This window comes from Tautonia plasticadhaerens (assembly GCF_007752535.1).
Classification (GTDB): Bacteria; Planctomycetota; Planctomycetia; order Isosphaerales; family Isosphaeraceae; genus Tautonia; species Tautonia plasticadhaerens.
In genome coordinates this window covers 1,456,107-1,480,584 of the sequence record NZ_CP036426.1, presented here as the reverse complement: position 1 = coordinate 1,480,584, position 24,478 = coordinate 1,456,107, and the positions used below count along the sequence as shown (strand labels likewise).

The 24,478-nt window shown below is 71.1% G+C and carries 19 protein-coding genes; 8 read left to right on the top strand and 11 right to left on the bottom strand.

All coding sequences use genetic code 11. From position 1 onward, the window contains the following. Positions 1-35 precede the first annotated feature (35 nt). A complete protein-coding gene (ileS, locus tag ElP_RS05600; RefSeq protein ID WP_145267697.1) occupies positions 36-2,888 on the top strand; it encodes an isoleucine--tRNA ligase in 2,853 nt (950 codons plus the stop codon). A 25-nt stretch (positions 2,889-2,913) separates the two neighbouring features. Further along, positions 2,914-4,344, top strand: a complete 1,431-nt coding sequence (locus ElP_RS05595; RefSeq protein ID WP_145267696.1) for an oxidoreductase — start codon at positions 2,914-2,916, stop codon at positions 4,342-4,344. Positions 4,345-4,366: 22 nt separating this feature from the next. On the opposite strand, the gene ElP_RS05590 is transcribed toward ElP_RS05595, so the two are convergent. After that, positions 4,367-5,950, bottom strand: coding sequence for a GTPase (locus tag ElP_RS05590; protein ID WP_145267695.1), 1,584 nt, complete (start codon positions 5,948-5,950; stop codon positions 4,367-4,369). 315 nt (positions 5,951-6,265) lie between these two features. On the opposite strand from ElP_RS05590, the gene ElP_RS05585 reads away from it, so the two are divergent. After that, entirely contained in the window at positions 6,266-6,505 is a 240-nt protein-coding gene (locus ElP_RS05585; RefSeq protein WP_145267694.1) for a hypothetical protein, read from the top strand. A 54-nt stretch (positions 6,506-6,559) separates the two neighbouring features. Here the strand turns inward: ElP_RS05585 and pheT are convergent, their stop codons facing one another. The 8 genes from pheT to purN form a co-directional block, all read right to left on the bottom strand. After that, entirely contained in the window at positions 6,560-8,584 is a 2,025-nt protein-coding gene (gene pheT, locus ElP_RS05580) for a phenylalanine--tRNA ligase subunit beta (RefSeq protein WP_145267693.1), read from the bottom strand. Between the two features lie 54 nt (positions 8,585-8,638). Then, on the bottom strand, positions 8,639-9,226 hold the full coding sequence (locus tag ElP_RS05575; RefSeq protein ID WP_145267692.1) for a Uma2 family endonuclease: 588 nt from the start codon (positions 9,224-9,226) through the stop codon (positions 8,639-8,641). A gap of 90 nt (positions 9,227-9,316) precedes the next feature. Continuing rightward, a complete protein-coding gene (locus ElP_RS05570; RefSeq protein WP_145267691.1) occupies positions 9,317-9,550 on the bottom strand; it encodes a hypothetical protein in 234 nt (77 codons plus the stop codon). A 93-nt stretch (positions 9,551-9,643) separates the two neighbouring features. Further along, the gene (pheS, locus tag ElP_RS05565; RefSeq protein ID WP_145267690.1) at positions 9,644-10,642 is read right to left on the bottom strand and encodes a phenylalanine--tRNA ligase subunit alpha; all 999 of its coding nucleotides are present in this window, start codon (positions 10,640-10,642) and stop codon (positions 9,644-9,646) included. 102 nt (positions 10,643-10,744) lie between these two features. Then, complete coding sequence (gene rplT / locus ElP_RS05560) at positions 10,745-11,131, bottom strand: 50S ribosomal protein L20 (protein ID WP_145267689.1); 387 nt, start codon at positions 11,129-11,131, stop codon at positions 10,745-10,747. Positions 11,132-11,207: 76 nt separating this feature from the next. Then, positions 11,208-11,510 carry a 50S ribosomal protein L35 gene (gene rpmI, locus ElP_RS05555; protein WP_145267688.1) on the bottom strand — a complete coding sequence of 101 codons (303 nt, stop codon included), beginning with the start codon at positions 11,508-11,510 and terminating at the stop codon, positions 11,208-11,210. A gap of 310 nt (positions 11,511-11,820) precedes the next feature. Continuing rightward, positions 11,821-12,348 (bottom strand): translation initiation factor IF-3, encoded by a 528-nt coding sequence (gene infC, locus ElP_RS05550; RefSeq protein ID WP_261344440.1) that lies wholly within the window; start codon positions 12,346-12,348, stop codon positions 11,821-11,823. Between the two features lie 219 nt (positions 12,349-12,567). Continuing rightward, positions 12,568-13,230, bottom strand: a complete 663-nt coding sequence (gene purN, locus ElP_RS05545) for a phosphoribosylglycinamide formyltransferase (RefSeq protein WP_145267686.1) — start codon at positions 13,228-13,230, stop codon at positions 12,568-12,570. A 950-nt stretch (positions 13,231-14,180) separates the two neighbouring features. Between purN and ElP_RS05540 the strand changes: the two genes are divergently transcribed. From ElP_RS05540 to ElP_RS05525, 4 genes are all read left to right on the top strand, one after another. Then, positions 14,181-15,440 carry an aminotransferase class V-fold PLP-dependent enzyme gene (locus ElP_RS05540; protein ID WP_145267685.1) on the top strand — a complete coding sequence of 420 codons (1,260 nt, stop codon included), beginning with the start codon at positions 14,181-14,183 and terminating at the stop codon, positions 15,438-15,440. Positions 15,441-15,498: 58 nt separating this feature from the next. Beyond that, positions 15,499-15,903 (top strand): iron-sulfur cluster assembly scaffold protein, encoded by a 405-nt coding sequence (locus ElP_RS05535; protein ID WP_145267684.1) that lies wholly within the window; start codon positions 15,499-15,501, stop codon positions 15,901-15,903. Positions 15,904-16,074: 171 nt separating this feature from the next. After that, the gene (locus tag ElP_RS05530; RefSeq protein WP_145267683.1) at positions 16,075-18,852 is read left to right on the top strand and encodes a tetratricopeptide repeat protein; all 2,778 of its coding nucleotides are present in this window, start codon (positions 16,075-16,077) and stop codon (positions 18,850-18,852) included. A 49-nt stretch (positions 18,853-18,901) separates the two neighbouring features. Continuing rightward, complete coding sequence (locus ElP_RS05525; protein ID WP_145267682.1) at positions 18,902-19,927, top strand: tetratricopeptide repeat protein; 1,026 nt, start codon at positions 18,902-18,904, stop codon at positions 19,925-19,927. 18 nt (positions 19,928-19,945) lie between these two features. Here ElP_RS05525 and ElP_RS05520 read toward each other — a convergent pair whose 3' ends face one another. Next, on the bottom strand, positions 19,946-20,953 hold the full coding sequence (locus ElP_RS05520) for a transporter (RefSeq protein WP_145267681.1): 1,008 nt from the start codon (positions 20,951-20,953) through the stop codon (positions 19,946-19,948). A gap of 223 nt (positions 20,954-21,176) precedes the next feature. Between ElP_RS05520 and ElP_RS05515 the strand changes: the two genes are divergently transcribed. Beyond that, the gene (locus tag ElP_RS05515) at positions 21,177-23,033 is read left to right on the top strand and encodes an OprO/OprP family phosphate-selective porin (RefSeq protein WP_145267680.1); all 1,857 of its coding nucleotides are present in this window, start codon (positions 21,177-21,179) and stop codon (positions 23,031-23,033) included. Between the two features lie 109 nt (positions 23,034-23,142). On the opposite strand, the gene ElP_RS05510 is transcribed toward ElP_RS05515, so the two are convergent. Next, a complete protein-coding gene (locus ElP_RS05510) occupies positions 23,143-24,369 on the bottom strand; it encodes a HEAT repeat domain-containing protein (protein ID WP_145267679.1) in 1,227 nt (408 codons plus the stop codon). Positions 24,370-24,478: the final 109 nt, after the last annotated feature.

The window sequence follows — 24,478 nt, the reverse complement described above, 5'->3', positions numbered from 1 at the left end:
CCCCGACCCCGCTCGCATCCCACCCGCAAAGCACCATGTCTACCGAAGCCAAGAAATACAAAGACACGCTGAATCTCCCCAGGACCGCCTTCGCCATGAAGGCGAACCTCACCCAGCGTGAACCGCAGATCCAGGCGAGATGGGAGGAGATGGGCCTTTATGCCCGGATACGGGAGGCCCGCAAGGGGCGGACCCGCCGCGTCCTGCACGACGGCCCCCCCTACGCCAACGGCGACATCCACATGGGTCACCTGCTGAACAAGGTGCTCAAGGACCTCGTCGTCCGCTACCACACGATGCGGGGGTTCGACAGCCCGTACGTCCCCGGGTGGGACTGCCACGGCCTGCCGATCGAGCACAAGGTCGCGAAGGACCTCGGCCCGAAGGCGGCGTCGATGAGCTTCTCGGAGATCCGGGGGCTCTGCCGGGTCGAGGCCCTCAAGTGGGTCGGCGTCCAGCGCGAACAGTTCAAGCGGCTCGGCGTCTCGGGCGACTGGGAGGACCCGTACCTCACGCTCGACCCCCGCTACGAAGCCGGCATCATGGACGTGCTGGCCGAGCTGGTCGACCGCGGCTTCGTCTTCCGGCAACTCAAGCCGATCCACTGGGACATCCACGACCGCACCGCCCTGGCCGAGGCCGAGCTCGAATACGCCGAGCACACCTCCCCCTCGATCTACGTGAACTTCCCGATCCGATCCGGCGTGCCCCCCGAGTGGGGGGACGGCCCCTGGCACGCCATGATCTGGACCACCACCCCCTGGACCCTCCCCGCCAACGTCGCCATCGCCGCCCACCCCGCCCTGGAGTACGCCGGCGTCCGTTACGTCGACCCGGAGTCAGGCGCCGAGGTGAAGACGATCCTGGCCTCCCCGCTCGTCGACCGGGTCATGGGGCTGAAGCAGGTCGGTACGTTCGAGGTCGTCGGCACGTGCTCGGGCCGGGCGCTCGAAGGGGCGACCTACGAACACGTCTTCATCGACCGCGAGGGAACGGTCGTCCTGGCCGACTACGTGACCGTCGAGGACGGCACCGGATTGGTCCACACGGCCCCCGGCCACGGTGCGGAGGACTACCGGACCGGATTGACGTACACGTTGCCGGTCATCAGCCCGGTCGACGCCTCCGGCCGCTTCATGGACACCGACGACGTCCCCGCCGACCTCGTCGGGCTCCAGGTCTTCGCCGCCAATCCGAAGATCGTCGAGCGATTAAAGGCCGACGGCAGCCTGTACCACCACTTCAAGTTCCGTCACAGCTACCCGCACGGCTGGCGGAGCAAGAAGCCGGTCATCTTCCGGGCCACGGCCCAGTGGTTCATCGGCGTCGACCGAGACGACCTCCGCGGCAAGACGCTGGAGGCGATCCGGTCGCAGGTCCGATGGCTCCCCTCCTGGGGGCAGGCCCGGATCGAGGCGATGGTCGGCCAGCGCCCCGACTGGTGCATCAGCCGGCAGCGCGCCTGGGGCGTGCCGATCCCCGTCCTCTACGACGACCGGGACGAGTCCTTCCACCTGACCGGGGAATCCGTCCGCTTCTACCGCGATCTCTTCGCGAAGGAAGGGGCCGACGCCTGGTTCAACCGGCCGGTCGGGGAGCTGGTGCCGCCCGACCTGGACACCTCGGCCCATCCCGTCGAATTCCTCCGCAAGGGGACCGACATCCTCGACGTCTGGTTCGAGTCCGGCTCCAGCCACCGCTCCGTGGTCCGGGAGCCGGGCTACGACTCCGGCCCCTACCCCGCCTTCATGTACCTCGAAGGCTCCGACCAGCACCGGGGCTGGTTCCAGTCGTCGATCCTCACCGCCGTCGGCACCACCGGCCGGGCCCCGTTCGAGACGGTCCTGACCCACGGCTTCGTGGTTGACGACAAGGGGCAGAAGCAGTCCAAGTCGCTGGGCAACTCGGTCGGCGCGGTCGAATCCACGGAGAAACACGGCGCCGACGTGCTCCGGCTGATGGTCGCGAGCCTCGACTACTCCAACGACGTCTCGCTAACCGAGCGGGCCATCAAGGAGGCCTCCGAGGCCTACCGCAAGATCCGCAACACCTTCCGCTACCTGCTCGGCAACCTGGAAGACTACGCCCGGTTCGACCCCGATTCGGTCGACCCGGCCACGCTCCACCCGATCGACCGCTGGGCGCTACATCGGCTCAATGCCGTGATCCGGGAGGCGACCGCCGCCTTCGACGCCTTCGACTTCTACCGGGCCTTCCAGAAGATCTACCAGTTCTGCTCCGTCGACCTCTCCAGCTTCTACCTCGACGTGCTCAAGGACCGCCTCTACGCCGAGGATCCCACCGGGCCCGACCGCCGGGCCGCCCAGTTCGTCATGGCCCGACTGCATTCGGCGCTGGCCCGGATGCTCGCCCCGATCACGCCGCACACGAGCGAGGAGATCTGGGACCTCGTCCCCGATTCTCCCGAGAAGGCCCCGAGCGTCCACCTCGCCCCCTGGCCCAAGCCCGACTCCGCCTTCGACGCGCCCGACCCCGGCGGCATCGACTGGGAGTTCCTCCGGTCGGCCCGGGAGGCCGTCTTCCGGGATCTGGAGAAGCTGAGGGCCGCCAAGGAGATCGGCAGCAATCAGGAGGCCCTCGTCACCCTCGGCAGCCCCGACCCGGAGGTGAGGGAGCGGCTGGCGAACCTGCGGGATCACCTGGAGAGCAAGTTCATCGTCTCCGACGTGGTCATCGCCGAGGACCGCCCGGAGGGGGCGACCGACCTCCCCGACCGGAACCTCTGGTTCCTCGTCCGCAAGTCGACCTATCCCAAGTGCGAGCGCTGCTGGAATCTCCGACGCTCGGTCGGCCAGGATGAGGAACACCCGACGCTCTGCGCCCGATGCTCCCGGGTCATCCGAGAGCTGAACGCCCCGGCCGGCTGATCCCCGCCCCTCGGAGCCCCGTGCCGTGTCCCGCTACTTCAAATACAAGACCGCTGACGGCCTCCGGGCGGACGCCGAGGCGATGGGCCTCGACATCCGGCTGACCGACGACCTCTCCCCGCTCTTGGGGTCGATCACGATCGGCGGCCGGACGGTCGGGAATCGCCTGGCGATCCACCCGATGGAAGGCTGCGACGGCGAGCCCGACGGCTCTCCCGGCGAGCTGACCCTCCGTCGCTACCGACGCTTCGGCGACGGCGGCGCGAAGCTGATCTGGGGGGAGGCCGCGGCCGTCGTCCCCGAGAGCCGGGCCAACACCCGGCAGCTCGTCTGCAACGCCGACCGCGCAGACGGGCTCTCCCGGATGCTGGAACAGTGTCGACGCTCCCACCGGGACGCCTGGGGGGACGACTCCGACCTGCTCGTCGGACTGCAATTGACCCACTCGGGCCGCTACAGCGTCCCCCGGCCGTTGCTGGCGCAGCACGACCCGGGCCTCGACCCCCGGACGGTGCTGGACCGGGCCACCGGACGGACCGCCGACGACCACACCCCCCTGCTCTCCGACGACGACCTCGACCGGTTACAAGACCGCTACGTCGAGGCCGCCGAGGTCGCCTCGAAGGTCGGTTACGACTTCGTCGACTTGAAGCAATGTCACCGATACCTGCTCTGCGAGTTGCTCTCGGCTCACACCCGGCCGGGCAAGTACGGCGGGCCGTTCGAGAACCGGACCCGGTTCATCCGGGAGGTCGTCGGCCGCATCCGAGATCGCCTGCCCGGCCTGATGGTCGCCACCCGGATGAACGTCTACGACGGCATCCCCTGGCGCAATGGCCCCGATCAGGAAGGGGAGCCGGAAGCGGTCCCCTACCCCCTTCGGTCCTGCTGGGGGACGGACCCGGACGACCACACTAAACCCGACTTGGCCGAGCCGATCCGGCTGATCGGCCAGCTCCGGGATCTGGGAGTGGCGATGGTCAACGTCACGATGGGCAACCCCTACGGCAGCCCCCACATCATCCGGCCGTTCGAATACCCGCCTCCCGACGGCTACGAGACGCCCGAGCACCCGTTGATCGGCATCGACCGCCACTTCAAGGCCGCCGAGCAGATCCAACGGGCCTGCCCTGAGCTGCCGATCCTCGGCTCCGGCTACTCGTGGCTCCAGGCGTTCCTCTTCCAGGCGGGTGCGGCCAACATCCGGGACGGCCGGGTCTCGATCGTCGGCGTCGGGCGGGCCTCGCTCTCCCATCCCGATTTCGCCCGGAACGTCCTGGAGGGGCGACCCCTGGACCGCAAGCGGATTTGCCGGACCTTCAGCTATTGCACGGCCCTGATGCGCTCCAAGCACAACGAACTCGGGCAGTACCCGACCGGCTGCCCCCCGTTCGACAAGGAGGTCTACGACCCCATCTGGAAGGACGCCCAGGAGACGGCGCCCTCGAAGGGGTGAACCGTCGCCCCGGGGAGGGCCGTCAATCCTCCGAGTCGTCCGGCCGGGAGGGGGCCCGACTCCGGACGGACGACCAGAGGTGCTTCCCCTGACGGCCGATCGATTCGACGACCCGGCGGGCCTTGGAGCGGGTCGAGTGCCGGTGGAGGTGGCGGAGCAGCGCCAGTCGCTCGGCCTCGGGGAGCCGTCGGGCGATCGAAGGCAGCACCGAGTCGGCCACGGTGGCCGGCGGCTGGTCCTCCAGCTCGACGGCGATGACGCGGTTGATCCCCTCGGGCAGTTCGGCCTTCAAGGCACCGATCGCCTCCTCCTTCGAGAGCGGCCGAACCCTCGTGCCGACGGCCGCCCCCTCCGCCTCGACCGCCGAGGGCCCGAATCCCGAGGCGTCCCGGGGGGCCCCGAAGCCGGTCACGACGACCAGCGAGGGGGGCATGTCCTGATGGGGTCGATCCCGGTGGGCGTCGATCCACTCCCGGGCGAAGTTGAGGTCGTCGCTCAGATCCCCCCGGGAGGCGTCGGCCAGCAGGATCAGTAGGTCGGCCTCCCCCGCGGCGGCGACGGCGTCCTTCCGGCTGGCACGCTCCCGGGAGGTGTCGGGGCCCGGCTGGGCCCGGAAGCCGGGGATCTCCAGGAATCGGACGGAAGTGAGCCGGTTCGCCAGGGCGGGCTCGCGTCCCGCCTGGAGTAGCTTCGCCTTCGTCGCGTCCAGGTCGCCGTCGCCGATCGCCTTCTCCAGGCTCGCGATCAGCAGCGACTTGCCCGATCCCCTGGCCCCCGCGACGGCCACCACCGGGCTCGGCGAGGCGTCGTGGGCCGCGGAGGCCCGCTCCCCGGCACGACGGGTCAGGCGGCGGTAGTGCTCCGAGCCGATCGACAGCCGGCCGCTGTACAGCTCGACCAGGTGGTGGCCGAGCCGGTTGACGTAGGCCCGGAAGAACCACCGCATCAGCGAGCGCTGCATGCTCCTCCAGGCCGGCTGGGCGATCAGCTTCTGCGTCCCCAGGCGGGCCACCCCCGCCACGGGGGCGAACAGCGGCAGCAGGAACGTGTAGATCTCGTTGGCCCGGTTGACCAGGTTCGCCGCGTCGATCGCCTGCTTCCAGTGCCCGGGGGTGATGATGTCCCCCCCCGGGACCTGTCGGCAGAGCCGGGCGAGGTCCTCCGCGGCCAGCTCCAGCGCCGTCAGCAGCTCGACGACCGGGACGCGGTCGATCGGCTCCCTCGCCCCCGGGTGGTAGTGCCTCGCCAGGGCGGCGGCCAGCTCCCGGCCGGTGTCGATGTAGATGTCCCCGGAGCTGAGCGACTCGATCGCGGCCTCGTCGGCCCGCTTCGCCATCCCCTCGACGATCCCCCAGGCTTCCCGGTCCTTCGGGGTGAACGTCTGCGGGGCATCCCAGTCGAGGGGCGGGAGCAGCGGGTTGGCCGACCTCGTCCAGCGGTCCGCCAGGTAGGAGAAGAGCGCATACGAGCCGATCCAGCCGATCGCCACGGCGGACGCCCACGCCCAGCCGTGCTCCAGCAGCCAGAGCGACCCGAGGACCACGTAGAGCCCGAACGGCACCACGATCAGGGCGATCAGCACCCAGGCCCGCCAGTTCCGCAGCACGTCAGCTCCCCCCGAACTCGGCCGAAGCCCGGCCGGCGAACCCCGACCGCCCCGAGGCCCCGGATCGATCCCCGCCGATCCGGCTCGGACCCGGCGGCCGTGCGACGCGGGCCTGGTCGCACGGCCCGGCCCGCCGATCCTCATGGGACACGATCACCGAGCTTCATCGTCCGCCCTCCACGCCCGGTTTTCAAGGACGGCGGGTCGCCCCATTCCCCGGACGCGCGCCTCGGGCTATAACAGCGGCAATCCGGGTGCCTCATCGGGACGGCCCCCCGACGATCGCCGATCACCCGGCCGGAGCCCAACCCTACGATGAAGCCTCTGCCCGAAACCTTGTCCGCGCTCGGCCTCCTCGCCGCCCTCTCGATCGGACTCGCCGGTTGCGGCGGGGGCGGTGACGCCGGGATTGATGAGGGAATCGACGTCTCTGACCCGGCCCCGATCGAGGGAGGGGACCCGGTGGGGTCGGCCGATCCCGCCGCCGAGGAGGTCGATCCCATCCCGGTCGACCCCGAGCCCGCCGACCCGGGCTTCGGCGACCCCGGCCCCTGAGCCTCGGCCGCCTCCGGCTCCCGGTCGGGCCCCTCCCCGAGGCGTGGGGCCGGATCAGGAGGCCCGGAGCGACGCGTCGAAACGGGCCCGACAGGCGTCGACGATCCGCCGGATCGAGGCCTCCACTTCCTCGCCGGTCAGGGTCCGGTCCGATCGCCTGAAGCTCATCCCGAAGTGCAGGCTGTGGCGTCCTTCCGGGACGCCCGCCCCCTCGAACGTGTCCAGGAACTCGACCGATTCCAGCGTCGGCCCCCCGGAGCCCCGGACGGCCTCGGCCAGCTCCGACCAGGGGATTGCCCGGTCGATGACGAGGGAGAGGTCCCGGGTGACGGACGGATAGATCGGCACCGGACGATACGACGGGGCGAGGTCGGCGCGGTCGATCAGGGCGTCGAGGCTCAGCTCAGCCGCGGCGCAGCGGCCCCGGAGGCCGAACCGTTTCGAGGCGTCCGCGTCGATCTCCCCGGCGTAGCCGAGGTGCAGCCCACCCAGGAGCAACTCGGCCGATCGGCCGTCCGCCATCGGCGACGGCGAGGCCGGGCGGGCGTCGAGCTGACCGGCCGGGTGCAGGCGATCGAGCAGCGCCTCGACGATCCCCTTGATCCCCGGGAAGTCGGTCCCGGTCACGAAGGCGACCCGGGGAGACTCGTCCGGCAGGGGCCGTCCCGGACGGGGGAGGTAGACGTGGGCGACCTCGAAGAGCCGGGCGTCGGGGACACCGTGCGCCTCGTTGTAGCCCCGGGCGGCGAGCAGGCTCGGGACGAGGCTCTGCCTCAGGGCGCTGTTCTTGCGGAAGTCGGGATGCTCGGCCCGGATCGGCGCCTCGACGGGCATCGGGTCGAGCGGCGCGATCAGCTCGTCGGGCACGAGGCTGAAGCCGACCGCCTCGTCGAGCCCGAGGCCAGTCAGCGCCTCCCGGACGGCCCGTTCGATCCGCTCCCGACGGCCGAGGCTGGAGGCCGCCAGCGGCACGGGCCGGTCCTCGGGGATGTGCTCATAGCCGTAGACCCGGGCGGCCTCCTCGATCAGGTCGATCTCGCGGCCCAGGTCGCTCCGCCAGCTCGGGGGCCGGAAGGAGGCGGCGTGGTCGTCGTGCCAGACGCGCTCCAGCCCCAGCGACTCCAGGATCGCCTCGACCCGGACCCGGGGGATCTCGATCCCCAGCACCCGGGCGATCTGGGAGAACCGGAGCATCACCGCCGGCCGCTCCGGCGGGGGCTCGGCGGCCAGGTCGATGACCCCCTCGTGCAGGGTCCCCCCGGCCAGCTCCAGGATCAGGTCGGCGCACCTCCGGCTGGCCCAGTAGGTCCGCTCCGGGTCCATCGGCCGCTCGAACCGATAGCTCGACGGGCTCATCAGGCCGAGGGATCGCGAGGTCCGACGGACCGAGAGCGCATCGAATCGAGCGGCCTCGATCAGGATGTCGGTCGTCGCGTCGGCGATCTCGGTGTCGAGGCCCCCCATCACCCCGGCCAGGCCGACGGGCCGATCGGCGTCGGCGATGACCAGCATTCCCGGGGCGAGTTCGTAGGTCTTGCCGTTGATGGCGACGAGCGTCTCTCCCGAGGTCGCCTTGCGGACGACCAGCCGTCGGCCGGCGAGGGCGTCGAGGTCGTAGGCATGCAGCGGCTGGCCGCACTCGAACATCACGTAGTTCGTGACGTCGACGATGTTGTTGATGCATCGGACGCCCAGCGTCTCCAGCCGCTTCCGCATCCACCAGGGGCTCGGCCCGACCTTCGCACCGGTCACGACCCGGGCCGTGAATCGGGGGCAGAGGCCGGGCTCGTCGACCGTCACGCCCGTGGCCTCGGCGGCGGGAGGCCCGGATCGGGGCGGATTCGGGGAGGGCTCCCGGTAACCCCGGGCGCCGAACACGGCGGCGATCTCCCGGGCGATCCCCAGGTGGCCGAGGCAGTCGGGCCGGTTGCTCGTCACCTCCAGGTCGATCGCCAGGTCGCCGCCGACCTCGGCCGTCCCCTCGTGATTCAGGCCGGTCAGGGCCAGGCGATCGGCCAGCTCGTCGGCCGTCATGTCGAGGCGGACGTAGTCGGTCAACCAGTTCCAGCTGACGATCATGGCGGTGGACTTCGGCGGCTTCGGTGGGGTGGGTGGTGGGGAGATCGAGGCGGGTCAGCCGAGGATGGCGTCCACGTCCAGCTCCACGTCGGGGAAGGCGGCCGGGGCGACGGCTTGCCCCCGCCCCCGGATCAGTCGTTGGGTATAGATGCCGTCCACGGGGGCGAGGTGGACCTCGACGCGGTACTCGTCCAGGTCGATCAGCCAGACCTCGGCCACGCCGAACCGGGCGTAGAGGCCGAGCTTCGTCCCCCGGTCGTAGGCGGCCGAAGAGTCCATGACCTCGATCAGCAGGAGCGCGTCGGCCGGGCCGGGGTGCGCGGAGGCGTAGTAATCCTCCCGGGGTCGGACGAGCATCAGGTCGGGCTCGGGCTCGGAGTGGTCGTCGAGCCGGATCGGGTTCTGGACGCTGACGATCGCCCGGCCTGCGAGGCGGGCGGAGAGGAGTGCGGTGAGCCGATTGACCTCTGCGGAATGCCTCGGGCCGATCGGGCACATCGCGATCAGATCCCCGTCGATCAGCTCGACCCGGGAGTCCTCGTCGAGGATGCCGGCCTCGGCCATGCGGTAGTAATCCGAGACGGTGAACCGGACCCGGCCCGCCGGCGGTTCGGGGGCGGGAGGACTGGGGATGGGCGCCATGCTCGGGAGTCGAGAAGCGGTCGCCATGCGATCCGGTTCCGGGGGCCGGGGTCGGATCAGGCCCGACGCCGAGGGGGGTGGGGGAGAGCCCTAGGCCTGCTGGGAGTAGGCTTTCACGTCGGCGATGGCCTGCTCGATGGCCGACCGCCGCCAATCGGTGAGGGCGGTGTCCAGGGCCCGGGTGAGGTGGTGGACGAGCTGGGAGGCGGCGTCGGCGGGACTCTCCCCCTCGGCCCGGATCTCGGGGAAATCGCGGTGGTGGGCCGCGGAGAGCCCGGCAGTGGCGCCGGACGAGACGATCACTCGGTCTTCGCCGTGGGACATCGTCAGGACCTCGTTCGCTCGGTCGGACGGGGCGGGGGGGACCGGTCGCCGGGGCGCCGGGCGTGGGTCGGTTCGATCCGGCTCGGCTCCGGTTCAGAACTGGGACAGGAACCGGACGTCGTTGAGGGTGAATTGCCGGATGTCGTCGATCCCGTGCTTCCGCATGCAGAGCCGCTCGACGCCGAGCCCGAAGGCGAAGCCGGTCACCTCGTCCGGGTCGTAACCGACGGCTCGGAGGACGTTGGGGTCGACCATGCCGGCCCCCCCCATTTCAACCCATCGATCCCCGCCGTGCCAGAGCATGTCCACCTCGACGCTCGGCTCGGTGAACGGGAAGAAGGACGGGCGGAACCGGATCTTCACGTCCCGTCCGAGGTAGCCCTCGGCGAACAACCGGAGGGTGCTCTTGAGGTGGGCCATGGTGATGCCCCGGTCGACCATCAGCCCCTCGATCTGGTGGAACATGAACGAGTGCGTCGGGTCCACCTCGTCGGGCCGATAGACCCGGCCGATGGCGACGATCCGGACCGGCGGGGGCTGGCGCTCCATGACCCGGATCTGGATCGTGCTGGTCTGGCTGCGGAGCAGGGCGCCGTCGCTCAGGTAGAAGTTGTCGGCCGGATCCCGGGCCGGGTGGGCCGGGGGGATGTTCAGCGCCTCGAAGTTGTGGAAGACGTCCTCGACCTCGGGCCCCCGGGCCACGCCGAAGCCGAGCCGGCCGAACAGGTCGATCAACTCGTCGGCGGTCTGGGTCAGCGGGTGTCGGTGGCCGAGCCGGGGGCGGGGCGAGCCGGGGAGCGTGACGTCGATCCCCGAGGCGGCGTCCGAGGGGCGATCGACCCGGGCTTTGGCCGCTTCCCAGGCCGCCTCCAGCGCCTTCTTGGCGGCGTTGAAGCGCTGGCCGTACGCCTTTCGGTCCGAGGGCTCGACCGCCTTGAGCCGCTCCTGGGCGGCCTTGATCCGGCCCTGCTTCAGGCCGAGGAACTCGATGCGGGCGGCCTCGACCGCATCGGTGACCTCGGCGGAGCGGAAGGCCGCCAGGCCGGCGGCCTCCAGCGATTCGAGCTGCTCGATCGCCTCGGGGAGTTCCATCGGTCGGGTCGGGTGGGGGTCTCCCACCCGCTCTCGATGAGAGGGGGCGGGGCCCGCCTCGGGGTGCTCGGTCGATCGGCCGGGGGGACGGGCGGGCCCGGCTCAGGCGGTGGCGGCGGCCGGGATGGCGCCCACTTCCTGGAGCTTGGCCCGGACGCGGTCGGCGATCGTGTCGAAGGTCTCGGGGTCGTGGATGGCCAGTTCCGAGAGGCTCTTGCGGTCCAGGCCGATCTCGCAGAGCTTCAGCCCCTGGATGAACCGGCTGTAGCGCAGCCCCCGCATCTCGACGGCGGCGCTGATGCGGGTGATCCAGAGGCGTCGGAATTCGCGCTTCTTGGCCCGGCGGTCCCGGAAGGCGAACATGCCGGCGCGGAGCAGGGTCTCCTTGGCCGTCACGTAGAGCCGTCGGCGGCCGCCGACGAAGCCCTTGGCTTCCTTCAACAATCGCTTCTTGGCCCGTCGGCGGGCCGAACCTTTCCTCGCTCGCATCGCAACGGTTCTCGACGGTCAGGGGCCTGGGTCGGGTCGGATCAATGGGTGGGCGTGGGGGCGCGTCGGGCCCGGGTCACTCGGCGGCAGGCTCGGCCTGATCGCCCTGCTCTGCGGCCTCGTGGGCGAGGGCGGCGGCGGCCAGGGCGGAGGCGAATCGGCCGTGCCCGGCCTCCCGACGCTGCATCGCCCGGCGGAGCTTGGCGGCGACCGCCTTGTTCCGGAGCACCACCGGCTTGCGGAGCTTGCGGATCCGCTTGCCGCTCATGTGGCTGTTCAGGTGGGAGGAGCCGCAGCGCTTGTGGACCACCTTGCCGGTGGCGGTGACCTTGAAGCGCTTCTTGGTCCCCTTGTGGGTCTTCATCTTCACCGAGGGCATCGTCGTCTGGCCTCGCTTGAGCCGAGCCCGGTCGGAGCCCGCCGGTGCCGGAGCCGGGCTGCCTGCATCTCGGGCGATCGTCGGAGTTCGCCTGCGTGTCGGGGGGGCCGGCCCCCTGTCGGGCCGGAAAGGGGGTCATCGTATCACGGCGGGCGTCGGGATCCAATGCCGATCGGGGACGGGGATCGGGAAACGCCCCCCGGGCCGTCGGGAGGCGGGCCGGGGGGCGCCGAGGGCATCGGTCGGGGTCGGGATCGGTCGATCGGATCGGGGCGGATCGGTCGGGCTCGGGGGGCCTGGCCCGACTCGGTCAGCGCGGGGCGACGATGGCCGTCATGCGGCGGCCCTCCATCGCCGGGGGCTTCTCGATCTTGGCCACGTCCTCCAGCGCCGTGATCACCTCATCCAGGACGCGGCGCCCCTCCTCAATGTGGGCCATCTCCCGCCCCCGGAAGAGGACGTTGACCAGCACCTTGTCCTTGTGCTCCAGGAAGTCCCGGGCCTTCTTGACCTTGACGCGGATGTCCTCGTCACCGGTCTTGGGGCGGACCCGGATCTCCTTCACCTGGACCTGGTGCTGCTTCTGCTTGGTGGTCCGCTTCTTCTGTTCGTACTTGAACTTGCCGAAGTCCATGATCTTGCAGACCGGCGGGCGCTCATTCGGAGCGACCTCCACCAGGTCCATGTCGGCCTCTCGGGCCAACTCCAGCGCCTTGGACGTCGGGATCACGCCGAGCTGGGCGCCGTCGGCTCCGACGACACGAACCGGCGAGATGCGGATCTGGTCATTGACGCGCTGAGTCTTCTCGCGCTCGGTACGATCAAACGGCGGTCTGATGGCGTCCTCCCCAGGACGATGCGGGTCAACCTCTGATGGGGATGGCTCCTCGCCTCGACGGCCGGATTGCCCGGGGTCGAGACCATCCCGCATCCGCGACGCCCGCCACGCGGCGGGTCCTGCCTAGTCGCAGAGGCAACCCTGATCTATAGTCGGATTCTCCCGGCATGTCAAGAGGGTCGCAACGCTGATCCCGATCTTGCGGCCCACGCCGGGGGGTCACTCCCGATACGGGTCGAGCACCCGGACCCGGCGGCCCTCGACCAGCAGTCGGCCGTCGGCGTACAGGGCGATCGCCTCGGGCAGCGCCGACCGCTCGGCGGCCTGGACCCGGGAGGCGAGGGTCGCCTCGGTGTCGTCGTCGAGCACCGGGACGGTGCGCTGGAGGATGATCGGGCCATTGTCGTACCGCTCGTCGACGAAGTGGACGGTGCAGCCGGAGACCTTCACTCCCACTTCGAGGGCCGCGCGGTGGACCGCCTCGCCGTGGAAGCCCCGGCCGCCGAAGCTGGGGAGGAGGGACGGGTGGACGTTGATGATCTTCCCGAGATAGTCCTCCGGGATCGGCAGCAGGCTGAGGAAGCCGGCGAGGACGACGAGGTCGGCCCCGGCCTGGCGGATCGGGTCGAAGACGGCCGCCTCGTACGCCTCGGGAGCGAGCCCCGCCTTCCGGACGACCCCGACCGGGATGCCGGCCCGCTCCGCCCGCTCGATCGCGGCGACCCCCGGCTTGCTGACGACCACCCGGGCGATCGAGGCGACGAGCCGGCCGTCGCCGATCCGGTCGATCAGGTTCTGGAGCGTGGTGCCCCCCCCTGACGCCAGGACGGCCAGTCGGATCGGCGGGTCGGCGATCGGCGGGGTGCGGGGGGATTCGGGCATGGCTCGGGGGGGGGCGGGGGTCCGGGGGGTCGGGGACGCGGTCGGTTATCATACCGGATCGCGGGGTCGGCTCCCCCGGCATCCCTCACCGGGACCAGCCCGGGACCGGGGCGGCGCGGGGGCCGGTGCGCCGAGATCGTGAACGGGTCGATCATCATAACCAAAATGAAAATAATGAGTTATAAATTGCATCGTCGCCCAAAATGGGTTCGCTCCGTCGCGAGCGCACCAGCACCAGCCGGGCGGAGGACCGGCGACTCGGCCGGGGCTCGGACGGCCATTGGGGTCGGGATCGTCGGCCGCGAAAGGGCCGGCCGGGACGCGGCGGGTAAGCGGTCGGTGCGCCGACCGGGAGCACCCGGGTTTCGACGAAACCCATGACAAGGCAACACATTCCGGATTCCAAAATGGGTTCGCTCCGTCGGTGCGCACGGAAGGATTGAGGCCTCGGCGAGGGCCTCGAACCGGGGACGACGGGCGCGGGGGAGATCCCGACCCGACTGCCAGGATGGCAGGTGGCTTCGTTCGGCGCCGGGGACCCGCGATCCCGATGGGGACCCCACCGGCCTCGGGACGGCGTCCCGCCGGGGTCGACCGGGGCGGGCCGAGGCCGGGTCGAGGGGGGAGGCCCCGGGCTGGTCCTGGGGACACACCCCACCCGCCCGGGAGGGGGGGCTGGGGCGGTCGAAGGGCCGAAGTTCGGGCATCATCATTCCTCCCACCCGGGGCGGGCGTCCGGGGTCATTCGAAGGGGCCACTCCCATATGATCGAGGAAATCGCGGATCCCAGTCACAGAATCCGGACGCCGCCCGGGGCGGGGCCGGTTGGGCCCGAGCGATGCCGGCCGATCGCGCCGACCGGGGCCAAAGGATCGAGCAGATCGGGCCCCGATCTCGTATGATGGGGTGACGCCCGAAGGCCACCGAAGCTCCCAGCCCACCCGAGGACGATGGCGACCGCCGAACGCACCACCCCGCTCGATTTGCTCCGCGCCGACTTCCCCGCGCTGGACCAGGAGATCCGTCCCGGGGTCCGGCTGACGTACCTGGACAACGCGGCGACGACCCTCAAGCCCTGGCCCGTGATCCGGGCCGTCCAGGCGTTCGACGCGGAGTACCCGGCCAACGTCCACCGGGGGATCCACGCCCTGAGCGAGCGGGCCACCGAGGCCTACGAGCTGGCCCGGGCCAAGGTGGCCCGGTTCATCGGCGCCGAGGACCCGGAACAGGTGATCTGGACCCGGGGGACGACCGAGTCGATCAACCTGGTGGCCCAGTCCTGGGGGCGGGCGTTCCTCAAGGAGGGGGACGAGGTCGTCCTGAGCGACCTGGAACACCACGCGAACCTCGTCCCCTGGCAGATGCTGGCGAAGGAGCGGGGCCTGACCCTCCGGTTCGCCGAGATCACCGAGGACGGGAGGCTGGAGCCCGAAGCGGTCGAGCGGGTGATGACTGACCGGACCCGGGTGGTGGCGATCTCGGCGATGTCGAACGTGCTGGGGACTGTGGTCCCCCTGGAGCCGATCGTGGCGATGGCCCACGAACGGGGGGCGATCGTGGTGGTGGACGGCGCCCAGGGGGTGCCGCACCGGGCGATCGACGTGTCGGCGATCGGGGCCGACTTCCTCGCCTTCTCCGGCCACAAGATGTGCGGGCCGACCGGCGTGGGCGTGCTCTACGGCAAGCGGGAGCACCTGGAGGCGATGCCCCCGGCCTGGGGGGGCGGCAGCATGGTGATGCGGGTCACCCGGGAAAGCTCGGAGTGGAACGACCTGCCCTACAAGTTCGAGCCGGGGACGCCGCCGATCGCCCAGGCGATCGGGCTGGGGGCGGCGGTCGATTACCTCTCGAAGCTCGACTCGGGGGCGGTCGCCGCCCATGAGCGGGGCCTGATGGAGCACGCCCACCGGCGGCTCTCGGCGATCGAGGGCGTCCGGATCCTCGGCCCGAGCCCCGAGCACAAGGGGGGGATCGTGGGGATGGACGTGGAGGGGGTCCACCCGCACGACCTGGCCCAGCTGCTGGACCGCGAGGGGGTGGCGATCCGGGCCGGGCAGCATTGCGCGATGCCGCTCCACCAGAAATTGGGGCTGGCCGCCTCGGGGCGGGCCAGCGCCTACCTCTACAACACGACCGAGGACGTCGACCGCCTGGCCGACGCCGTCGACCGGGCCAGGCACCTGTTCAAGGACCGTCGGCCCCGCCGGTGACGCGGGCTTCCCCGACGGAGACGAGCCCCGAACCGGGGACCAGAGGACCGAACCGACGATGGACGACGCGTTCTACCGAGAAGAACTCCTGGACCACTTCGACAGCTCGCCGCACCGGGGGACGCTCGACGGGGCGGACCTGGGGGCGGAGCTGGACAATCCGCTCTGCGGGGATCGGGTCTGCTTCGAGCTGGCGATGGATCCGGACCTCCCCGACCGGATCGCCTGCGCCCGGTTCCACGGCCACGGCTGCGTGATCAGCCAGGCGGCGGCCTCGATCCTGGCCGAGCGGGTGGAGGGGAAGCCGATCGGCGAGGCCCGGTCGCTGACCCCCGACGAGATGATCGGCTGGCTCGGCATCCCGCTGACCCCCGCCCGCCGCAAGTGCGGCCTGCTCGCGTTGAAGACGATGCACCGCGCCATCGACGTCGGCCCCCGGGCCGAGGCGCCCGCCGCGTCGTGAGCGGTCCCGGCCCCCTCGGGATTTGACGACCGCCGCCCGGCCGTCGTAGATTCCTCGGGGGGCCCCTCGATCGACCCCGTGCACCTCGACGGCCGGTCCGCCCGGTTCTGATCCGGATCGGCCGGACTCGATCCCCCCGTCTCGCATCGATCCGGCCCGGGAGACTGCCCGATGCTCCGAATCCGTCGCGCCGCGGCCCGGCTCGCGGCCGTCCTGCTCGTCGCCGCCCCCGGGGTCGCCGGGGCCAGGCAGGAGGAGCCGAGGACCGTCGACCCGGTCGCCGGTCGGCACCGGGCGTTCCTGGCGGGGCTCCGGGAGCGGGGCTATCACGACCTCGCGGAGGAGTTCCTGGAGGGCCTCATGGCCGACCCCGGGACGCCCGCCCCCCTGAAGCCCGAGCTGGCCTTCGAGCAGGCCCGGGGCAAGCTGCTGGAAGCCGAGGTGGCCGCCGACCTCGAACGCCGGGAGCTGCTGCTGGAACAGGGCCGGGCGGCGCTCGACGCCTTCCTGGAGGGGCACCCGGGCCACGAGCTGGTGCCCGAGGCCAAGGTGCAGCTCGCCCAGGTGCTCTACCAGCGCGGGCAGACGGCCGCGCTGAAGGCGGACGAGGCCGCCGACGAGGCCGACCGGGAGTCCGGGCTCGCCTCGGCCCGGGCGGCCTTCGGCGAGGCGAGGACGGCGTTCGACGCCGCCCTGGAGGACCTGAAGCGGGCCTACGACGCCTTCCCCCGGGGGGTCCTGGCCCAGGACGACCCGATCCGGGTCGAGAAGGACGAGGCCCAGCGCCGGATGATCGACGCGATGCTCAAGCGGGCGCTCGTCGACTACGACGAGGCCCAGTCGTACCCGGAAGGCTCGGAGCGGCGGGTCGAGCTGCTCGACCAGGCGATCGGGCGATTCGGCACCATCCACAACGACTACCGGACCTGGATGGCCGGATTCGCCGCCCGGATGTGGCAGGGCAAGAGCCTGGAGGAGAAGGGGGAGATCGGCCCGGCGATGGGCATCTACAACGAGTTGCTCGATCATACGGACCCCCGATTGCGCGAACTCCAGCGCCAGGTCGCCTTCTTCCGGGTCATCGCCACGAGGAAGCGGGAGCAGTACCCGCTGGCCGAGCGGCTCGCCCGGGAGTGGCTCTCCTTCACCCGGGGGCGGGGGGGGGCCTACGAGCGCCTGGGCGTCCAGCTGGAACTGGCCCGGAACATCGACCGGCAACTGGAGATGGAGGAGCCGGCGGCGCTGGCCAACCGGGACGCCCTGGTGCGGGACGTCGTCGAGCAGCTTGGCCAGGTCGTCCGCTACGCCTCCCCGTACAAGGCGGACGCGGTCGCACTGCTGAAGAAGTATCGGCCGGACACGTCGATCGACGCCCGGACGCTCGCCGGCCTGAGCTTCGACCAGGCGATGGAGCGGGCGCGGGAGGAGATGGGGCTCCGCTCCTGGGGGAACGCGATCGCCCTGCTCCGGGCGGCCGCAGGGAAGGCCGACCCGGGTCGGGATCCCGAGCGGGCCAACGAGGCCCGCTACCTGCTCGCCTTCGCCCTCTACTCGGCCGACCGCTACCTTGAGGCCGCCGTGCTGGCCGACTTTCTCGCCCGCCGCTATCCCGACTGGGATTCGTCGAGGCCGGCCGCCGAGCTGGGCATGGGGGCGCTGGCGATGTCGTACGAGCGGGTCGACGGGCCGGGGAGGGAGCAGGACCTCCGGCGGCTCGAGGACCTGGCCGACTACACGGTCTCCACCTGGCCGGATGCGCCGCAGGCCGACGTGGCCCGGATCCTCCGGGGGGACATCGCGCTGGGCCAGGGGCGCTACGAGGAGGCGGCCGAGGCGTTCGAGTCGGTGACGACGCCCGCGCACGCCCTGGACGCGAAGAGCAAGGCCGCCGCGGCCCACTGGCGTCGCAGTCTGCGATTGCGGAAGGACGCCGGGGACGGGGCCGTGCCCGCCGAGGCCGAGGCCGAGTCGGCCCGGGCGCTCGAACTGCTGGTCGCGGCCTATGAGGCACGGGTCGAGGCCCGGGTGCCGGCGACCGACCCGGAACGGCTCCGCAACGCGGGGGACCTGGCAGAGATCCACCTGGCCGAGGGGAGGCCCGCCGAGGCGCTAAAGGTCATCGGGCCGCACGCCGAGGCGCTGGCCTCCCTCTCGTCGCCGGGCGAGGCGACCCGGGATCTCTACGGCAGGCTGCTGAAGCTCCGGCTTCAGGGGCACATCGCCGGCGGGGAGACGGGCGAGGCGATCGCCGACATGCAGGCGCTCGAATCCGTCAGCACCGGGGAGTCGCTCACGCAGCTGTTCTTCGGGCTCGGCCGGTTGCTGGAGGCGGAGATGGGACGACAGAGGGAGGCGGGCGACCTGGCCCGGCTCCGGTCGAGTCGGGACGCCTTCCGGCAATTCCTGGATGCGCTGGTGGGGAGCCAGTCGGGGCAGTCGTTCGAGTCGCTGCAGTGGGCGGGCGAGCAGATGCTCACGCTGGAACGGCCCGATCGCGCGGCCGAGATCTTCAACCGGGTGCTGGAAGAGTTCCCCGACCACGACCGGATCCTGAGGACCCGGCTGAAGCTCTCGGCGGCGCACCGGCAGGCGAAGCAATTCAAGGAGGCCTGGGCCGAGACGGCGAAGCTGATCGCGGAGAACCCCCGGGCCCTCGACTTCCTCATCGAACAGTGCCAGATCCTGGAGGACTGGGCGACCGAGGAGCCTGGTTACTGGAACGTCGCCATCCGCTACTGGCAGGATCTGGCGAAGAAGCTGGAGGCGTCTCGGCCCCGGCCCCCCGAGTATTACGAGTGCTGGTATCACGTCGCCCTCTGCCAGTACGGCAAGGGCAACCCCGACTCGGCCAGGAAGACGCTCAAGAGCGTGATGGCCCTGTCCAGGTCGCTCGGCTCGGACGAGTTGAAGGGAAAGTACGAGCAACTGCTCGGCCGCGTCGGCGGCTGACCGCGGCGGATTGCGACGGGAACCCGGGTCTTCGAGGGCGGAGCGACGAATGAGATTATTTCGATCCTTTTTAGCGGTCCTGGCCGTCGCCGGACCGGCCGCGGCCGACGAGGTGGCGCTGGTCCCCGGCTCGACCGTGTCGGCGCCCGGGGGCCTGATCCGGGGCAAGGTCGAGCGCGAGACGCCGGAACTGGTCCGGATCGAAGGCAGGGACGTGCCGCTCGACCAGGTGGCCGGGGTCGATTACGACGGGGCCGGCGTCAGCTACTCCCAGGCCCGGCTCCAGGAGAACAACGGCGACCTCGCCCGGGCCGCCGACCTCTACCAGAAGGCCGCCGGGGAGTCGACCAACCCGCTGGTCGTCCAGGACTCCCGCTTCCGACGCGCCGCCATGCTCGCCCGGGTCGCCCAGGCCGACCCGTCGAAGCGGGATGCGGCGGTCGAGGCGTTGCGGGGGATCACCGCCGAGCTGTCGGGCAGCCGGCACGTCGGCCCGGCCCTGATGCTGCTGGCGAGGCTCCAGCTCGACGCGGACGAGTTCGACGCCGCCGAGGCGACCCTGGAGGAACTCTCGAAGCTCCCCTGGGCGAGGGACCGGGCCGCGGTGACGAAGTCCCGGGTGAGGGTGGAGCAGGGGCAGTCGGAGCAGGCGATCCGGGACCTGGACGCCCTGATCGGCCGGCTCCCCGAGGGGGGCGCGGCCCGCCTCCAGGCGACGCTCGCCCGGGCCGAGGCGCTGGCCGATCTGAGCCGATTCGAGGAGGCCGAGCGGGCCGTCCGCGCCGTGATCGACGCGGCCGAACCGGAGGACTCGGGGACCCTGGCGCCGGCCTACAACACGCTCGGCGATTGCCTGCGGGCCGCCGGGAAGCCGAGGGATGCCCTCTTCGCCTACCTGAACACCGACATCCTCTATCCCTCCCAGCCCGAGGAACACGCCCGGGCGTTGGCCGCGATCGCGCAGTTGTGGCGGGTCCTGAATCAGACGGAGCGGGCCGGCCAGGTCGTCGATCGCCTCCGGCAAGAGTACCCCGGGAGCCCCTACCTGCCCTCGGCGTCCGGCTCGGCCCCCTGAGCCGGCCCCGGAAGCTCCTCAGTAGCGGAAGGAGAGCCCCGCGCCGGCGAAGAAATCGGTCGGGTGGTCCCCGAGCCCGAATCCCGCCCGCAGGTCGAGCTGGATGTTCGGCGTCGGCTGGTAGAGGATCCCGCCGTCCATGAAGTGTTGCGGGAGCTTCACCGCCGAGTTGGTCCGCGCCAGGACGAACCACTCGGAGAACAGGGTGACGCGTTCCCGGACCGAGAGGAAGCCGATGAGGGACTGGGAGAACTGCTCGAACGCGTCGTCGAGGGGGGCGTCGGCGACCCCCCGGTCGAAGACGGTGGTCAGTCCCGTGCTGCCGGCCAGGGTGAAGCGGTCGGTGAGCTTCCAGCCGTAGAGCAGGAAGAGGACCGGCTCGATCCCGTCGGAGGAGTTCGGTGAGGTGCCGCTGGTGGGGATGGCCAGGTCGGTGATCAGGGCCGCCTCGGGGATCCAGCGGTCCTGATCCGAGAGCTTCCACTTGAAGCCGGCCAGGAAGTTCGTCGGGCCGTCGTTCCGGGAGAGCAGCGCACCGTCGGCCCTCCGGTTGGTCCGGGAATAGGTCTGCCCGGCCCAGAAGGTCCGCAGCTCGAGCCAGTCCTTCAGACCGAGGCGGACGGCAAGCTCCGGGAACAGGTGCTCATCGTTCCGGGACGTTCGCGTGAGGTCGTGCGAGAACGTATAGCCCGACTCGACCTGCAACCTCCCCGCCGGGACGGTCGCGTTCGAGGGGGTGAAGCTGGGCCGGTCGGTGTTGATCCGGCCGTCGTCGTCCTCGACGTGGGAAAGCGGAGCGCCGAGCCGTTCGAGCAGCCCTCCCGGCCTCGGGGACCGGCCCCACGGACCGGGATGGCCGGGAGGCGGGGGCGACGACGCCGTCGAGGTCGCCGAGAATTCCCCGAAGTCCGGCGACCTGCCGACGCCCTCCGGTCGTCCCTCGGGCCCCTGTCGGGCCGACGCGGACGAGACCGGGCAGAGTACGAGACACGCGACCAGCATCCAGGCCGGATGCCGTCCGATCATGATTACCTCCAGTAATTCGAGGTCTGGCTCACCTCCGACGACCCTGTCCGAGATCGAGTATCGACCGATTCTGCCTTCGGAAGATGCCGATTCTCGGGATTGCTCATGCGGGGCGACCAACCGATCCGAAGTCTTGAGGAGAAAAGATTCCCGTCAGTCGGGCGAACGGTAGGCCCCTTCCCCGTGGAGGCCTCGTCGCCCGAAACCGGTCCAGGAGGGGCGAATGCCGAGTCGGTCGGCGACGATGGTGTTGGCGCTCATCGCGCTCGGGACGATCCGTTGCCCGTCCTCGAGGGCGCAGGGACCGGACTCCGCCCCCCCCACCCCATCGGCCATCGTCCCTCCCCCGCCGGCCGATGGGGCCGGGCCTCCCCCGGCGATCCCCGACGACGGGACCGTCCCGGCCGAGGAGGCCCTGCTCCGCCGGCTCGAACAGCTGGAGCGGGAAGTCGGCGAGGTCCGGCAGCTCCGGCAACGGGTCTCGGAACTGGAGACCGAGCTGGATTCGATTCGCCTCGGACCGGGGTCCCTACAAGGGGAAACCGCGGGCCGCTCGCTCGGTTCGCTCTACGAGGGCGACCGGTCGGGCGGGTCGTCCTCGTCGCCCTCCTCCTCGGGGTCGGGCGATGGGGGGTCGGCCGGGGGGGACAGTCCGACGGCGGGATACTCGAATTCGGGCGGCGAGGGGACCTTCTCCGCGGGGGGTGGGGGAGGCGCCGGGCCGAATTCCGGCGGCACCTCGGGGACGGGCGCCGGCCAGGGGAGCGTCGGCCGGGGACAGCGTGTCGGACAGCGGCAGCCCCTCGGGGAGCGGATCACGGCGGAATACAAGTACAACTTCGCGGGCGGTTTCTTCAAGTTCTCGGACGAGGACGGGGAGTTCGTCCTCAACGTCCAGAACATCGTCACCGCCGACGGCACGTTCTACGACGTCCAGAATGCGCCCACCGAGCAGAAGAACTTCACCATCCCCTTCCAGCGGCTGTACCTCTACGGGAACGTCACCAAGAACTGGGAATTCCAGGTCTCCGAGCAGAGCAGCCTCGGCGGGTTCAACCTGCTGGACGCGATCGTCAACGTGCACTACGACGACCGGTTCATGCTCAAATTCGGCCGCTTCCTGGCGCCGTTCTATTACCAGGATTACGCGACCTTCCCGATGCTGGTCCCGGCGGTCACCTACTCGCCGCTCGTCCAGTTCTCGGCCCAGCGGGAGACGGGCCTGATGGCCTGGGGGAAGCTGTCGGAGAACCGGATCCAGTACCAGGCGGGCGTCTTCACCGGCGTCCCGGACAGCTACTTCGACCTGGACGACAACCTCGACTTCGTCGGCTCGCTGACGCTCACGCCCTTCAAACCGTCGGGGATCTCCTGGCTTCAGGACCTGGGCTTCGGGGTGAGCACTCAGGTCGGCTGGCAGAATTACATGCTCAACGAGGTGGACGTGCCGACGTTCATCGCCGGGGCCGGCACGCCGAACCTCAACCAGCGGTTCGTCACCGCCAGCGGCGTGCCCTTCTTCATCTACGAGGACGACGTGCGGGCCCTCGGCGAGCGGGTCCGGGTCGCGCCCCACTTCTTCCGCTACGGACGGCTGAGCGTGCTGGGCGAATACGTCTATCAGAGCCGGGAGCTGGCCTCGCCGCTGGCGCGGGGGACGTCGATCCAGCACGGCTTCTACGTCACCGGCTCCTACTTCCTGACCGGCGAGGAATACACCGGCGACGGCACCGGAGGCTTCCCGACGATCATCCCGAATCGCCCGTTCAACCCCTCGGAGGGCGAGTACGGGCCCGGGGCCTGGGAGGTCGCCTTCCAGTTCACCCACCTGAACATCGGCAACGAGGACGTCCGGCGGGGCTTCGCCCGGCCCATCTGGGCCACCCGGCTCGACGAGACGATGGCCGGCATCAACTGGTGGCCGAACAAGTACGTCCGGGTCAGTTTCGACTGGGTCAACGACGAATTCAACAAGGCGATCCCCTGGCCAGTCTCCTCCGACATGCAGACCGACGGCGTCCGGACCAACCCCATCTCGCACTTCAACACGTTCTGGACCCGCGTGGCGATCTTCTTCTGATGTCGGGGGATCTCGGACGGCGAGGGGCGGGGCCGCCTCCCGCGCGATCGCGTCGGAGGCGGCCCCGCCCGCCGATCCGCGAGGATGCGGCTCGGGGCGACCCGGGGGATCAGTTGGCCCGGATCGAGGTCCCGGAGGACGAGGGCAGCGGCGGGAGGTCGGCGGTCAGCTCGTCGAGGGCCCGCCGGGCCGCGTCCCGGATCGATTCCGAGGGGTCGGAGTCGGCCATCTCGGCGAGCCGGCGTCGCGCATCGGGGGAGGTCCGTCGGCTGAGGGCGTCGAGCGCCTGGGACCGGACCGCCTCGTCCTCGTCCCGGGAGAGGCGGAGGAGCCAGACGATCGGGTCGATGTCCTCCCGGGCCTCGACCATGGCGATCGCCGAGGCCCGAATCTCGGCCCGGGGGTGGAAGAGGAGCTTGGCCAAGGAGATCTGGTCGTCGTCCAGCCCCCGGGCCCGGAGGACGATCTGGGCGGCGAGGGCGACGGCCGATTCGGGGTCGAAGAGCAACGGCAGGATCGCCTCGTCGGTCATCAGGTCCCGGCGGTGGGCGAAGCTGTTGAGCAACTGCACGCGGACGGCCGGGACGGGGTCGTCCAGCAGCGCGGTCGCGGGCTGGGCCATCGCGTCGATCGGCAGGCGGCCGAGCGCGAGGACCGCGGAGAGGCGGACGCCGGGCTCGGGGTCGTCCAGCAAGGCGACCATCGGCGTGTGCAGCCGATTCTTCCAGGAGGCGACGGCCCGGTCGGCGTCGGGCCAGGTGGAGCAGCCGGGCTGCCAGTCCCAGGCCCGGCCGAGCACCTCGGCCGCCCCCGCCCGGACGGCCGGGGAGGCGTCGGCCAGGCCGACGGTGAGCACCTCGGCGCTGGGCGAAAGCGTCTCGATCCACCGCGCCGGCGCCGGTTCGACCGCGAGGCGGTCGAGGACCGTGCCGACGGTCGCGATCACCCGGGCCCGGTCGACCGGGCCGAACCGGGAGAACCCCGCACCGATCCCGGCGAGGTCGTCGAGCCAGGTGGCCAGTTCCGCGTCGGAGAGCGACGCCGGGGCCGCCGGCACCTCCCCGTCCGCCTCGACCGCCGGGGCGACCTCGGCCGACGCCCCCGCCAGGGCCTCGGCGTCACCCCCGGCCAGCAGCGCGGCCCGGCCGGAGAAGCCCGGCACCGGCCGACCCTCCTGGGCCCCGGCCGAGGCCGCCCCGGCCCCCCCGACATCCGCGTCGTCGCCCCGCCCGGCGGGCCCACCGGGGGCCATCACCAGGGCGAGCACCCCGGCGGCCAGGAGCCCCGCCACGCCGAAGATCCCCAGACCCAGCCGAGCCCCGCGTCCCAGCGCCATGGTCGCCTCCCTGCCTCGTCCGGCTCGATGTTCGACCGATCCCACGCCCCCCCTCGGGGCGGGCCGGTCATCTTAGCCCACCCCCCGGGGTCCACAAGCCCAGCTTCAA